General features: G+C 70.0%; 19 protein-coding genes. 12 read left to right on the top strand and 7 right to left on the bottom strand.

Annotation, left to right across the window (positions count from 1 at the left end; translation table 11 throughout):
* On the bottom strand, nucleotides 1-903 hold the full coding sequence (locus tag DJ018_RS03040; RefSeq protein WP_111513411.1) for an NAD(P)/FAD-dependent oxidoreductase: 903 nt from the start codon (nucleotides 901-903) through the stop codon (nucleotides 1-3).
* A 99-nt stretch (nucleotides 904-1,002) separates the two neighbouring features.
* On the opposite strand from DJ018_RS03040, the gene DJ018_RS03035 reads away from it, so the two are divergent.
* Both DJ018_RS03035 and DJ018_RS03030 read left to right on the top strand, forming a co-directional pair.
* Nucleotides 1,003-1,440 (top strand): RrF2 family transcriptional regulator, encoded by a 438-nt coding sequence (locus DJ018_RS03035; protein ID WP_111513410.1) that lies wholly within the window; start codon nucleotides 1,003-1,005, stop codon nucleotides 1,438-1,440.
* Between the two features lie 23 nt (nucleotides 1,441-1,463).
* Nucleotides 1,464-1,949 carry a GNAT family N-acetyltransferase gene (locus DJ018_RS03030; protein ID WP_165842781.1) on the top strand — a complete coding sequence of 162 codons (486 nt, stop codon included), beginning with the start codon at nucleotides 1,464-1,466 and terminating at the stop codon, nucleotides 1,947-1,949.
* A gap of 35 nt (nucleotides 1,950-1,984) precedes the next feature.
* Here DJ018_RS03030 and DJ018_RS03025 read toward each other — a convergent pair whose 3' ends face one another.
* The 3 genes from DJ018_RS03025 to DJ018_RS03015 form a co-directional block, all read right to left on the bottom strand.
* Nucleotides 1,985-2,371, bottom strand: coding sequence for a YMGG-like glycine zipper-containing protein (locus tag DJ018_RS03025; RefSeq protein WP_111513408.1), 387 nt, complete (start codon nucleotides 2,369-2,371; stop codon nucleotides 1,985-1,987).
* 132 nt (nucleotides 2,372-2,503) lie between these two features.
* Nucleotides 2,504-2,737 (bottom strand): hypothetical protein, encoded by a 234-nt coding sequence (locus DJ018_RS03020; RefSeq protein WP_111513407.1) that lies wholly within the window; start codon nucleotides 2,735-2,737, stop codon nucleotides 2,504-2,506.
* 52 nt (nucleotides 2,738-2,789) lie between these two features.
* Entirely contained in the window at nucleotides 2,790-2,981 is a 192-nt protein-coding gene (locus tag DJ018_RS03015; protein ID WP_111513406.1) for a hypothetical protein, read from the bottom strand.
* 145 nt (nucleotides 2,982-3,126) lie between these two features.
* Here DJ018_RS03015 and DJ018_RS03010 point away from each other — a divergent pair, with 145 nt between their 5' ends.
* Complete coding sequence (locus DJ018_RS03010; RefSeq protein ID WP_111513405.1) at nucleotides 3,127-3,441, top strand: hypothetical protein; 315 nt, start codon at nucleotides 3,127-3,129, stop codon at nucleotides 3,439-3,441.
* A 395-nt stretch (nucleotides 3,442-3,836) separates the two neighbouring features.
* Here the strand turns inward: DJ018_RS03010 and DJ018_RS03005 are convergent, their stop codons facing one another.
* Genes DJ018_RS03005 through DJ018_RS02995 form a run of 3 tightly spaced genes read right to left on the bottom strand, consistent with a single transcriptional unit; the run spans nucleotide 3,837 to nucleotide 5,877 of the window.
* Entirely contained in the window at nucleotides 3,837-4,229 is a 393-nt protein-coding gene (locus tag DJ018_RS03005) for a hypothetical protein (protein WP_111513404.1), read from the bottom strand.
* Between the two features lie 59 nt (nucleotides 4,230-4,288).
* The gene (locus tag DJ018_RS03000) at nucleotides 4,289-5,044 is read right to left on the bottom strand and encodes a peptidylprolyl isomerase (protein WP_111513403.1); all 756 of its coding nucleotides are present in this window, start codon (nucleotides 5,042-5,044) and stop codon (nucleotides 4,289-4,291) included.
* A 50-nt stretch (nucleotides 5,045-5,094) separates the two neighbouring features.
* The gene (locus tag DJ018_RS02995; RefSeq protein WP_240609437.1) at nucleotides 5,095-5,877 is read right to left on the bottom strand and encodes a site-2 protease family protein; all 783 of its coding nucleotides are present in this window, start codon (nucleotides 5,875-5,877) and stop codon (nucleotides 5,095-5,097) included.
* A 102-nt stretch (nucleotides 5,878-5,979) separates the two neighbouring features.
* Between DJ018_RS02995 and DJ018_RS02990 the strand changes: the two genes are divergently transcribed.
* From DJ018_RS02990 to DJ018_RS02950, 9 genes are all read left to right on the top strand, one after another.
* On the top strand, nucleotides 5,980-6,963 hold the full coding sequence (locus DJ018_RS02990; protein ID WP_133254206.1) for a hypothetical protein: 984 nt from the start codon (nucleotides 5,980-5,982) through the stop codon (nucleotides 6,961-6,963).
* 143 nt (nucleotides 6,964-7,106) lie between these two features.
* Complete coding sequence (locus DJ018_RS02985; RefSeq protein WP_165842780.1) at nucleotides 7,107-7,712, top strand: SAM-dependent methyltransferase; 606 nt, start codon at nucleotides 7,107-7,109, stop codon at nucleotides 7,710-7,712.
* 3 nt (nucleotides 7,713-7,715) lie between these two features.
* Nucleotides 7,716-9,356, top strand: coding sequence for a PIG-L family deacetylase (locus DJ018_RS02980; protein WP_111513400.1), 1,641 nt, complete (start codon nucleotides 7,716-7,718; stop codon nucleotides 9,354-9,356).
* Nucleotides 9,357-9,363: 7 nt separating this feature from the next.
* On the top strand, nucleotides 9,364-10,482 hold the full coding sequence (locus tag DJ018_RS02975; RefSeq protein ID WP_111513399.1) for a glycosyl transferase: 1,119 nt from the start codon (nucleotides 9,364-9,366) through the stop codon (nucleotides 10,480-10,482).
* Nucleotides 10,483-10,607: 125 nt separating this feature from the next.
* On the top strand, nucleotides 10,608-11,234 hold the full coding sequence (locus tag DJ018_RS02970) for a superoxide dismutase (RefSeq protein ID WP_111513398.1): 627 nt from the start codon (nucleotides 10,608-10,610) through the stop codon (nucleotides 11,232-11,234).
* Between the two features lie 48 nt (nucleotides 11,235-11,282).
* Nucleotides 11,283-11,495: a hypothetical protein gene (locus DJ018_RS02965; protein ID WP_111513397.1), complete on the top strand. Its 213-nt coding sequence runs from the start codon at nucleotides 11,283-11,285 to the stop codon at nucleotides 11,493-11,495.
* 118 nt (nucleotides 11,496-11,613) lie between these two features.
* Complete coding sequence (locus DJ018_RS02960) at nucleotides 11,614-11,955, top strand: hypothetical protein (RefSeq protein ID WP_111513396.1); 342 nt, start codon at nucleotides 11,614-11,616, stop codon at nucleotides 11,953-11,955.
* Complete coding sequence (locus DJ018_RS02955; RefSeq protein ID WP_111513395.1) at nucleotides 11,952-12,224, top strand: DUF5985 family protein; 273 nt, start codon at nucleotides 11,952-11,954, stop codon at nucleotides 12,222-12,224. Before DJ018_RS02960 ends, DJ018_RS02955 begins: the two co-directional genes overlap by 4 nt.
* Entirely contained in the window at nucleotides 12,221-12,502 is a 282-nt protein-coding gene (locus DJ018_RS02950) for a DUF5985 family protein (RefSeq protein ID WP_205853697.1), read from the top strand. Before DJ018_RS02955 ends, DJ018_RS02950 begins: the two co-directional genes overlap by 4 nt.
* The last annotated feature ends 4 nt before the right edge of the window (nucleotides 12,503-12,506 follow it).

Below are 12,506 nucleotides of genomic sequence, written 5' to 3'. Positions count from 1 at the left end.
TTAGACCGCGGCGGCCATCACCAGGGAACGGTGCGCCGAGACGCCGGCCATCACCCCGGCTGCGGAGGCGAGGGTGGCGTTGTGCATCGGCTGGGCCGCGTCGCCCGCCGCGAACACGCCTTCGACGCTGGTGCGCTTCAGCTCGTCCACCTGGATGTGCGGCCCGGTCATGCCGTCAGCCATTGCGCAACCCAGCTGCTCGGCAAGCGGACTGGCCAGGCGCGTCTTGGGGGCGGTGAACACCGCGCCGGCTGCAACGATGCGGCCGTCGGCCAGCCGCAGGGCTTCGGTGGCCGCGCCCTCGCCCAGCAGTTCGACCACGGGCGTGCGCTCGATGGCCACGCCGCGGGCTGACAACTGCGCCGCCTCTTCGGCGGTGGGCTCGAACTGGCCCTGGGTGAAATAGGTCGTCGGCCCCCAGTCGGGCAGCAGCAGCCCCTGGTGCGCCGCCGCCGGGTGGTTGGCGATCACCGCGATCGGTCGATCCCGCACCTCATAACCGTGGCAATAGGGGCAGTGCAGGACGCTGACGCCCCAGCGCGGAGCCATCGACGGCAGGGGCAGCTCGTCGGAGACGCCCGTGGCCAGCACCAGACGAGCGGCGGACACCTCGACGCCATCCGATAGCCGGACCTCAAACTGATCGCCTTCGTGTGCGGCTTCCAACGCGGCGCCGTGGACGAAGTCGAAGGTTGGGTAGGCGGACAGCTGACGCAGGCCCTCCCGCATGAGGGTCGCTGGAGCGACGCCGTCCTGACCCAGGAATCCGTGCGCGGCTTCGGCGAACCTGTTCCGCGGCTGACCCGCATCGATCATCAGGATGCGCCGGCGGGCGCGAACCAGCTGCATGGCGGCGGACAAGCCGGCGAAGCTGCCGCCAACAATGATGGCGTCATAGGGCATGGCGTGCTCCTCATGTAATCTCATGGGTTACATGATGGCGCCGCAAAATGAGTTATGCAACTCCTGTTGTTTCGTGATCGTTCGGGCTAAGGTCGCGCGATGCGCGCCGACAGCCGCCTTTCCCGCATGCTCCACGTCCTGATCCACATGGATCGGCACGACGGACCTGTGACGTCCGAGCTGATCGCGCGGATGCTGAACACCAATCCTGTGGTAGTCCGCCGGACCATGGCGGGCCTGCGGGAACGCGGGTACCTCACCTCCGTAAAGGGGCACGGCGGCGGCTGGGCGCTGGCGCGTTCGCTGGACGAGATCACGCTGCGCGACGTCTATGAGGCGTTGGGCGAGCCTACGGTCTTCGCCATCGGCGTGGCCGACGACGATCCGAAATGCCTGGTCGAGCAGGCGGTGAACGCGGCCGTCGGAGAGGCGCTTCGCGAGGCCGAGCAGCGCTTGCTGTCGCGGTTCGGCGAGATCAGCATCGGCGAACTGGCCCGCGATTTCGATCGACGGATGGCCGAGTGCACGGCCGGCTGAGAAACGCGTTCCAGACGGAGCGGTTGAGCTTCCGGACCTTCGAGTCGGAAGATCTGCCCGCGCTCGCGGCTCTGACCGCTGACCCTGGGACGATGCGTTTCGTGGGGGAGGGGCGCCCGCTCTCCACGGACGAGACCGCCGCCTGGATCGAAGCCTCCAGGCGGAACGTCCAGCGCCACGGCTACGGCACGGGCGCGGTGCTTTTTGAAGGGCGGCTGATCGGCTGGGGCGGGTTGGCTCGTCCCGAGGGCGAGCCGGAAGAACTCATCTACGGCTTGGGCCCCAGATGGTGGGGACGCGGTCTTGGGCTGGAGCTTGCGAGGGGGCTGACCCGCTGGGCGCTTGGGGACCTGGACCTGGCGCAGATCCGGGCCACGGTGCACCCGGACAATGCGCCCTCCGCCGCGATCCTACAGCGGCTCGGGTATCGGGTGGTTTCCCGTCGGCTGGACGGCGATGACCCGTCCGTTCTCTTCGTGCTGTCGAAAGGGGCGGCGCCCTCCCCCTGAGGGACGGGAATGGAGGAGGGCGCCTGAACTACGGCTTAGCGGCCGTAGTATCCGTAGCCGTAAGCCGGGCGACCCGAGCTGTAGGCGTAACGGTTGTCATACCGGCGGTCATAGCGACGGTCGTAGCCGCCGTAGTACCGGTCGTTGGCGTAGTAGGGCCGCTGGGTGCGGTACGAGCGGCTGTAGCGGCGATCGCGGTCGTTGCCGGTGGCGGCGCCGAGAGCCGCGCCAGCCAGGGCGCCGACAGCGATGGCGCCCTTGTCGCCGTTGCCGACCGCTGCGCCGGCGACGCCGCCGATCAGGGCGCCCACCACGGCGCGCTCGGTCTTGCGGTCGGCCGCGGCGGCCTGGGTGGCGGGGAGCGCCACGGCGCCGGTCATGGCGGCCGCGACGGCGATGCGGGCGAACTTCGACTTGGTCATGTCCCGATCCTTGTTTGGGGCCGCGCCGGTCAGGTGGCCGACGCTGTTGATGGGACTGGTTGTAAGGGGGCGCACTTGAACCGCCCCTGAACCGCGCCGTTCACCCAGCTGTTATGTTCGGAAGCCCTCCGGCTAGCGCCGCAACGTGGTGATCGGGTGCCGCCGAGCCACGGAGGTCGCCGTCCAGACGATCACGGCGGATGACAACAGAATGCTGCTCACCAGGCCGCCGATCGCAAGCAGCCCGGCCGGTGTGACCCGTACGCGCGCCTGCAGGCTGACCGGACCGGCTTTGAAGTCGACCTCGGCGATCTGCAGCTCAGCGGTCGTATCTGTGGAGGGCGTGTTCGGGGCGACGTCTGTCATGGGGCAGCTCCGGCTTGTGGAGTCGCCTAAAGGCGTCAGCAGCGCGTGGGGTTCAGGTCTCGTCGGCTGCTGCGGGGCGGGCGAAGTTGAGAGACAGACCGTTGGGGGCCTCGGGATCGCCCTCGGCCTCCAGCCGGGCGGCCACGTCCTCCAGGGCGAGCTGCTGGCTTTCAAAGCGGGCGAGCTCCACGCCAGAGCGAGCGACGATCCATTCGGCGCCCACCTGCTGCAGTTCGAAACGCATACCCACCTCCGCAGCACCACTCTGGGTATAGTTATAACTGTATGATCATTTGATCAACGACGCAGACCCGTACTTGGCGAAGGCGGAACCATGGCGCGCAGATTTCGTATTGCGCAGGACGAAATCGATCCGAGGAGCGGAAGCAATGAAGACTGGATCTCTTGGCGCGGCAGCGGCCCTTCTGGCGGGCGCCTGCCTGCTCGTGGCTTGCGACAAGTCCCCCCAGACGGCGGACGGCGCAACGGCGCCGGGCGACCATGGCGTGGCGACCGCGACCGGGAATGGCACCATCGCCGCCACCGGCAGCGCGCATCAGGGAGCGGAGAACGCTACACCCTCGGGCCACTCGGTTCAGGACGGCATGACCGTGAGCCAGGATGGCGCGGCCGCGTCGGCGCCTCCCGGCGGCGTTGCGCCCGGCGGCGCGGTGGGCGTCCAGAACCCGTCCGCGGCCCAATAGGCTGAACAGCCGGAGAGCCGCGCCACGCGCCCATCGGGCGGCGCGTTATAACGCGGTTCTCCGGCGTCTGCGCGCCTGCGCCGCAGTTGACCGCCCTCCCGGACGGTCAAGGTGCGACATAGTCTGCCTCTATCGAGTTTTTGATGCTCATCGTCTGGCCCGGCGGACTCGCTGGCGCCATACGCCCCGCCGCGAGCGCGGACCGGGGGCTTTCAGTCTTCCCCGCTACCGGGCCGCAAGGGGATAGACATGACGAAGCACTTCTACAGGCTTGTGGGCCTGATGGGGGCGATGGCCCTCTCCGCCGGTTTCTGGGTCGAGGTCGCCAAGGCGGCTCAGCACCTGGTTCCGTAAACGGTCCGCGGCGGCCTTAGGGCCGCCGCTTCCCATCTCATTCAGACGCCGCCGCTGGCCACGTCGCCGGTGTCGGAGCCGCCTGTCTGGCCGCCGCCCGTTCCGACGGCGCCTTGCATGCCGGCGGCCGGCCCGCCGCCAGGCGTCAAGCCGCCTGGCTGCAAGGGCGTGGCGAGCCCTTCCGGCTGGCCGGCATGGTGGCGGTTGGGATCCAGCCGCTCGGCTAGGCGATCGTCCGTCGTGCTCGGCACGTTGGGCCCATCGTCGGCCTGCGCCTCCAGGTCATCGGCCTGGCTGTAGTCCAGCGCCTCGATGTCTTCTGCGCCGGTGTCCAGTCCGCCGTCGTCCAGGCCGATCTCGTCGGCCGACAGATCCTGTTCGTCCGGTTGGCGGTAGCCAGCGCCAAAGGGTTGGCTGCCAAAGGTCTCGCTCATGGCGTCCTCCGTCTTGATGTGTCGGAGGGCTAACCCAGCGGGCGGCGGCGCGTTCCGGCTCAGATCCGCCGGGCGCTGGTGATCGGCACGGGCCTGGCCAGGATCTCGCCCTTCATGACCCCGCTCCCCGCGGTGGGCGAAACGCTCATTCCCAGGATCTTCTTCACCACGTCCATTCCCGAGACCACCCGCGCAAAGGCGGCGAAGCCCGGGTCCTTGGCGCTGGCGTCCAGGTAGGCTTGGTCGCCGACGCAGATGAAGAAATCGCTGGTGGCGGTGCCCGGCGCGAACCGGCCCATGGAGACGGTGCCGTCCAGGTGCTTGATCCCCGTCTTGGCCGTGCTCTCGTGCTTGATGGCCGGGAACTTCTCGATCGGCGTCTCGTGGAAGCCGCCCTGCACCACGCCATAGTCGTTGCCGGTGGAGCCCTTGGGCTTGGAGCGCCGGTAGAAGGTCGCCTTGTCGAACTTCTTGGAGTCCACGTACTTCAGGAAGTTGGCGGTGGTGATCGGCGCCTTTTCTACGGCCAAGGCCAGCACGATGTTTCCCTGCGGCGTGGCCAGCCGAACCTTCACCGTCTTGCCCAGACCCGCGGTCGGATCGGGCGGGGTCGGCGCAGCGGCCGGCGTGGGCGCCGGCGCGGTCTCGGCCGGAACCGGCTGCGCAGCGGCGGCCGCTGAATCGGGTGTCGGCGTCGGCTGCGGCTGAGCGGGCGTGGCCGCCGGGTCGGCGGCGGGCGCGGTCTGGGCGAAAGCCGGGCTCGCGGCGGACGCGGCGGCAAGGGCGAGAAGCTGGCGCTTGGTGAGCTTGGACATGGGTTCAGATTAGCCGCCCGATCGCGGCTGTCACCCGGCAAGCCGTGTGGTCAGCGCCAGAAGTGGAAGGCGCGCCAACCCGCCTGCAGCGCCGGCAGGTCCAGCCCCAGGGCCGCGCAGATCGACGCCGCGGCGGCGAACAGCCAGGCGCTGGCGCCCGGCACGACGAAGATCAGCACCAGAAGGATGACGATGGTCAGGCCCTCGGTCTTGCGCAGCGCCGGCCCGAAGCTTTCCGGCAGGAACGGCCGGATGGCGTTGAACCCGTCCAGTCCCGGCAGCGGCAGGAGGTTGAGCACCAGGGCCATGGCCTGCAGAAACGCCAGCATGGTCAGCGCCGGATAAAGCGCCCCGCCCAGCGAGGCGGCAGGCCAGGCGTGCAGCACCGCCGCCAGCAGCAACAGGACCAGCAGGGTCGCGAAGGGGCCGGCGAGCGACGCGGCCGCCCGCCAGACCGGACCGCGCATCAGGTCGTGCCGCAGGTAGACGGCGCCGCCCGGAAATCCGACGCCGCCCAGCGCCAAGGCGATCAGCGGCAGAACAAGGCTTGTGCCCACATCGCCGTAGCGGCGCGGATCGAACGACAGATAGCCCTTCTCGCGAACTGTGTGGTCGCCGGCGAGGTAAGCGACGCCCGCATGGCCGAACTCATGCGCCACCACGGCCAGAACCCAGCCCACCATCACGAAGGCGAAGGTCAGGAAGCCGGACAGGCCGCCGTCCGAGCGCTGAAGCAGGACGCCCAGCGCCAGCCAGACGAACAGGATCAACGGACCCGCCAGGCTGGAGGGGGACTTGGGCGGGGCGGCGGGGAGGTCGGCGGCTTGGGTCAAGACAGGCTTCAGGTGGAGGGGCCGCGCTTCGGCGTCAATGGCGCACGAGACGCCACACATCGGGCCAACTCCGCGCTAAGGTGGCCGCCGCTGATCCAACCCGTGGCCTTAAAGAAGACCGTGCAGCCTCCGTCCGACGACAAGAAGCCCGCTCCGCCCGCCAATCCGTTCGACCGCGGCGGCCTGTGGCCGAAGATGCCCAGCGCGCCGATGCGCGTGGGGCCCTTGCCCAAGGCTGCTGCTCCGCCGCCGGCGCCGACGCGGGTCGCCCCGCCGCGCCCGACCAGCGCGCCGCCCGCCAGCATTCTGTCCGGCTCGGCCCTGCCGCCGCCGCTGCCCAAGGGGGCGCCTGCGCCGGCTCCGACGCCCGCCGCGCCGCCGGCTGCGGCTCAACGCCCGCGCCTGATCTCCCAGCCGATCCCGCGCCCGCAAGCTGCACCGCAAGCAGCTCCCCGACCCGCGCCGGCTGCAGCCGCTCCGCAGCCTCGGCCCACGCCGCCACAGCCCCAGCCCCAGGTTCAGCCCCAGGCCCAGCCCGCGCCTCGCCCCGCTGCGCCGGAGCCCACGCCGCCTCTGGTGAGCCCGGTGCTCGCCACCCCTCGCAAAGCCAAAAGCGCCAGCCGCTTGCCGCTGATCGCCGCCGGCGCCGCCGGGGTGGTGGGCCTGGGCGTGCTCGCCTTGGTTCTGACCCGCAGCCCGGCGCCCTCGGCGCCCGAGCCTGCCGCCACAGCCGTGGCCAGCGCGCCGGTGACCACGCCCGCCGCTGCCGAAACAGCCGCCATCCCGCCGCCCGCTCCGGTGCAGACCGCCTCGGCGACGCCTGCGCAGCCGCCGCGTACCGCCCCCGCGCCTGTGCGGGTGGCCCAGGCGCGCCCGCGCGCCGCGGCACCCGCCGTCGCCGCGCCGGCTCCGGCCGAAGCTGCGCCCGCGCCCGCCGCAGCCGCGCCGCCGCCGCCGGCTCTTGTGCAGAACGCCACCCCGGTGGTGGTGCCGCCGGTGGAGCCGCGGCCCGCGCCGACCCCCGCGGCCCGCCCGCCGTCCGACCCCGACGCGCCGCTCTCGACCCGGCCCACCTACTCGGAATAGGCGTCTTCCCCGCACGCTTTCGGCGAGAATTTCTTGTTACAAGAGAGTTTCACGCCTGCAACGTGCATGCGACGAAATGACGTTCGCGAAACCGCCGATCTGCGCGCTAGCTGCGCGGCCATGTACGTCGCAGGGGGGCGAGCGTGGCAGGATTGGACGTCGCGGATCATCTCCGCACCGAACTCGCAGGGGCTGATCCCTGGAGCTTGGCGACCAGTGAATTCGAGCGGCGTCGCTTCGATGCGCTGCTGTCGGTGATCGCCCCGCGCGCGCCATTCGGCCGCGCTCTGGAAGTGGGCTGCGCCGCCGGCGTTTTCACGGCCCGGCTGGCCCCGCTCTGCACCGACCTGACGGTGGTCGACGCCATGCCGCAAGCCCTCGACCGGGCGGCCGAGCGACTTGGCCCCGCCGCCAACCGCGTCGCCTGGCGCGTCGCCGATCCGTCTCAGGATGAGGTCGGCGGCCCCTATGACCTGATCGTCGCAGCCGAGGTTCTTTACTACCTGCCGGGCGTGGACGCCCTGAAGGTCGCGGCCAAGCGGCTGGCGAGCGCCCTGCGGCCTGGCGGCATCCTGGTCTTCGGCTCGGCGTCGGACGAGGCTTGCCGCCGCTGGGGCCTCTACGGCGGGGCGGAGACCGGGCTCGCCGTCTTCAGCGACCTGCTGCGCGAGGTGGCGCGCACCCGCTGCCTGGGCGCCGACTGGACCGAGGACAGCACCATCGTCGCCTTCAGCGCCGGACAGGGCTGAGCCATGGAGCACAAGCTCGTCCCCTACAACGCCGTCCTTTGCCTGGATGCGCGCTCGGTTCTGGTGCTGGCCCCGCACGCCGACGACGAGGTGCTGGGCTGCGGCGGCGCGATCCTGGCGCACGTGGACGCCGGCAGCGCCGTGAAGGTGGTGATCGCCACCGACGGCGCATTCGGGCTGGAAGGCGAGGCGCGCGCCCAGTTCGCCGAGCTGCGCCGCGCCGAGAGCCGGGCCGCCGCCCAGGTGCTCGGCTATGGCGAACCGGTTTTCTGGAGCTATCCCGACCAGGGCCTGGCCTATGGCGAGCGGCTGATCCACGACATCCTGGCCGCGGCGCAAGGCTGCGATCTCATCTATGCGCCGTCGGTGCACGAGATGCATCCCGACCACCGGGCCCTGGGCATGGCGGCCGTGGAAGCGGTGCGCCGCCTGGGCGGGCCGGTGCGGCTGGCGGCCTACGAAGTCGGCGTGCCCCTGCCGCCGAACCTGCTGCTCGACATCAGCGCATCGGCCCATCGCAAGCAGGCGGCGGTGGCCTGTTTCGCTTCCCAGCTGGAGCGCCAGGACTATGGCCGCCACGTGGAGGCCCTGAACCAGTTCCGCACCTACACCCTGCCCAAGGACGTTACCGCCGCCGAGGCCTACCTCGTGCTGTCGGCTGAGGACATCGGGCGCGACATGCTCGGTCTCTACCAGCCGGAGCATCGCCGCCAGCGCCGCCTTGGCCTGCGCATCGACGCCTGGGACGCGCCGCTGGTGTCCGTGCTGATCCGCAGCGTCGACCGGCCCGAGCTGGACGATGCGCTGGATTCGGTCGCCCTCCAGACCTACCCGAACATTGAGGTGGTCGTGGTGGACGCCACGGGCAAGCACCGCGCCCTGCCGGCCTGGTGCGGCCGCTTCCCCATGAAGCTGGTGGGCCAGGGCCGCGCCCTGTCCCGCAGCGAGGCGGCCAACGCCGCCCTCGACGCCGCGTCCGGCGAGCTGCTGATCTTCCTGGACGACGACGACCTGTTCCACGCCGAACACGTCGCCCGCCTGGCGGAAGCCAAGACCAAGGCCCAGGCCCAGGTGGCCCACTCGGGAGTCGAGGTGGTGGACGGCCGGGGCGTCATCGACGTCTACGACGACGGCGTCACGGCCGCCCGCCTGATGGCCTGGAACCGGCTGCCGATCATGGGCGTGATGTTCGACCGCAGCCTGGTGGAGCAGGGCTGCCGCTTCGACGAAAGCCTGGACGTCTACGAGGACTGGGACTTCTGGCTGCAGATCACCCGCCTGGGGAAGCTCGCGCGGTCGGTCGGTGTCACCGCCACCTACCGCGCGCACCTCGGCCGCTCGATCCTCAGCGACGGTCTGGACGAGCCGCAGCAGGCCGCCTGGCGCCACCGCATCTGGGCCAAGTGGCTTCGGCGGTGGGGGCCGGAGGACATGCAGGCGCTGGTCGACGACCTGCGCGCCGGCGCCCGCGAGCGGGAGCGCAAGATCGCCGAAGCCGCCTTCGCCGAGAGCGAGCTGCGCCGCGCTCTTCTGGAGCGCGAGCTGGAGATCCAGGCCCTGCGCAACTCGACCTCGTGGCGATTGACGGCGCCGGTGCGCGCCCTCATGGGGCTGCTGCGCCGCTCGCCGGCGGCTGTCGCCTAAGGCTCCGATGTCCACCATCCATGTGTTCACCAGCGCGGCGCTGAACTATGCGCCCAAGGTCAAGGTGCTGTTCGACGGCCTGCGCCGGCTGCACCCGGACTGGCGCCTGCATCTCGCCCTGGCCGACGCGCCGGATCGCGCGCAGATCGCCGCCGCCACCGGCGCGGACGTGGTGCACGCGCTTCCGGACCTCGGCATTCCCGCGTGGAGGGCCTGGGCCTTCGGGCACTCGCTGATGGAGCTCGCCACGGCGATCAAGCCGTGGGTGCTGGCCAAGATCCTGGCCGATCCCGACTGCGGCGGCGTCTTCTACCTCGACCCCGACGTGGCGGTGTTCTCGGCCCTTGATGATCTGGTTTCGGAGCTTGGGCGCAGCGACATCCTGCTGACCCCGCATCAGACGCAGCCGGAATCCACCCACGACGGCATCGTGTTCAACGAGGTCTGCACCTTGCAGCACGGGGTCTACAACCTCGGCTTCGTCGGCGTGGCGGGGTCGGAGGAAGGGCGCGCCTTTGCACGGTGGTGGGCCGACCGCTGCTACCGCTTCTGCCGGGCCGACATCCCCAACGGTATCTTCACCGACCAGCGCTGGATCGATCTGGCGCCGTCCTATTTCGACGGAGTTCGGGTGCTGCGCTCGCCCCGCTTCAACGTGGCGCCCTGGAACCTGTCCCATCGCCGCCTTGAGATCGGGGGCGGCGAAGAGGTCCGCGTCAATGGCGAGCCCCTGGGCTTCTTCCACTTCAGCGCCATCGACCAGACGGCGACCTTTGGCGGCGCGCAGGCCGGCGACGCCGTGCGGGCCCTGGCGGACTGGTACCGCTCGGAAACGGGGCGGGCGGCGGTCTCGGTTCAATCCAGCGGCCCATGGGGTCTCGACCACTTCGCGGACGGCGCGCCCATCACGCAGGAGCAGCGTTGGGTCTATCGCCTGCGCGCCGACCTCCAGCACGCCTACCCCGATCCCTTCGCTAGCGGCCCCTCGACCTTCCAGGCCTGGTGGGCGGGGCAGGCGCGTGCGGAGTTCCCACTGCTGTTCGATCCGGGCGCGCGGGATGGCGAACTGGCGCGTCTCTCCTCGGCCCTGACTACAGGTTATGCGGAGCCGCCGGGCGCCATTTGAGGCGTTGTTTGGCGTTTGTGCGGGACAGCCGCGTGAAGGTTTGCTTTCAAGCGGCCATTCCGCTTGAGGGCTGCGGACGCGGCCCTTAAGTGCAGCTTCCCCCAAGCGTTGAGGAGCGCCCCGCCATGATCCGACTGCCTGAACTGCCCTATGCCTACGAGGCGCTGCAGCCGACCGTGTCGTCCGAGACGATGCACATCCACCACGACAAGCACCACGCCAAGTACGTGGACGTGGCCAACGGCCTGGTGTCCGAACTGGGCCTGGAAGGCCTCAGCGTCGAGGAGCTGGTGACCGAGGCCGAGCGCCGTGAACACCGCAAGCTGTTCAACAACGCCGCCCAGTCCTGGAACCACGCGTTCTTCTGGGACAGCATGACCCCGAACTACCGCGGCCCGCAGGGCGAGCTGGCCGACGCCATCACTCAGGCCTTCGGTTCGCTGGAGAACCTGCGCACCAAGTTCGTCGAGGAAGGCGCCAACCACTTCGCGTCCGGCTGGGCCTGGCTCGCCGCCGGCGATCAGGGCCTGGTGGTCCTCAGCACCCATGACGGCGGCACGCTGGCGAACTCCGCCGAGCTCACCCCGCTGCTGCTCTGCGACGTGTGGGAGCACGCCTACTACGTCGACTACCGCCAGGACCGGAAAACCTTCCTCGAGAAGTGGTTCGACACCGTCGCCAACTGGGAGCTGGCCGAGCAGCAGTTCGCCGCCCGCAAGAGCGGCGGCCAGACCTGGCGCTACCCGGCCTAAGGGAGCTTTCGGACGGCGGTGGCGTTGGTTCGGCCAAGGAGCCCTGCCATGCGCGTCGCCGTCCTTTCCCTGCTGATCCTGCCGCTGGCCGCCTGCGCCGGCGGCGGACGATCCTCTCCCGCAAAAGCGTCCGTGGACGCCGTCGTGCTCGACGAGGGCAAGCGCGCGGAAGCGGCTCAGACCGCGCAATCCACCGCCAGTTCGACAGCCGGCATGGGCGCGGTCAGCGAAGGCCCTAAGGATCAGGCGCCGGTCCCCTGAACCGCGTTCTGCGACAAACTGCCCCAGCAAAGCTTGATCGACCGGCCTAAGACGTTAGGTTCGCGGCGCTGTTCGTTTGGGGGGCGCGTTGACGGCAGGCCCAGATCTTATCGGTTTCGTGCGCGAGCACATCCGTTCCGTTTGGGCGCTGGAGCTGCTGCTCCTGCTCCGCCGGGATCCGGATCGGTGCTGGGCGCCCGCCGATCTGGTGCGGGAACTGCGCGCGAGCCAGATGCTGGTTTCTGACAATCTTCAGCGGCTTGAGGCCGCCGGAGTTGTCATTCCCGACGATGACGGCTGCTTCCGCTATGCACCGGCCAATCCCGTGCTGGACGATCTTTGCACCCGCCTGGAGGCCGCCTACCGCGAGCGGCCCGTGGCTGTGGTCAACATGATCGCCAAGCCGACGTCGGTGCAGTCGCTGGCGGACGCGTTCAAGTTCCGGGGGGACGGCAAATGACGGCCTGGGCGGCGCCGGCGGTCTATCTTCTCTGTTTGGCGACGAGCACCGTGTGCGCGGGCTTGCTCCTGCGTGCGTGGTTCAGGACCCGGGCGCGTCTGCTCCTCTGGACCGCTATCGCCTTTGTGCTTCTGGCCCTCAACAACGTGTTCCTGGTGGCGGACCGGGTGTTTTTCCCGGACTACTACCTGCTTCCGTTCCGGCAGATCACGGCCCTCGCGGCTATTGCGGTGCTGATCTACGGCTTCATCTGGGAGGCCGAGTCTTGATCCCCGAATCTCCCGAAACCCTCGGCTTCATCACGGGCCTTCAGACCGCCGGCTATCTCGTCGCCGCGCTGTTCTTCCTGCGGTTCTGGCGGCGCACGCGCGATGGCCTGTTCCGCGCATTCGCCCTGGCGTTCCTGATCCTAGCCATCGCCACACCGCTGCCCCTGCTGACGGGCATCCCGAGCGAGAACCAGGCGCCGATCTACGTCCTTCGCCTGGTGGGCTTCGGCCTCATCATCCTGGCGATCCTGCGCAAGAACCTCGGCGGGTCCCGCTGACGCC

It is taken from the genome of Phenylobacterium deserti (assembly GCF_003254705.1).
Classification (GTDB): domain Bacteria; phylum Pseudomonadota; class Alphaproteobacteria; order Caulobacterales; family Caulobacteraceae; genus Phenylobacterium; species Phenylobacterium deserti.
The sequence above is the reverse complement of the archived record's forward strand: the minus strand, read 5'-3'. Positions and strand labels throughout refer to the sequence as shown.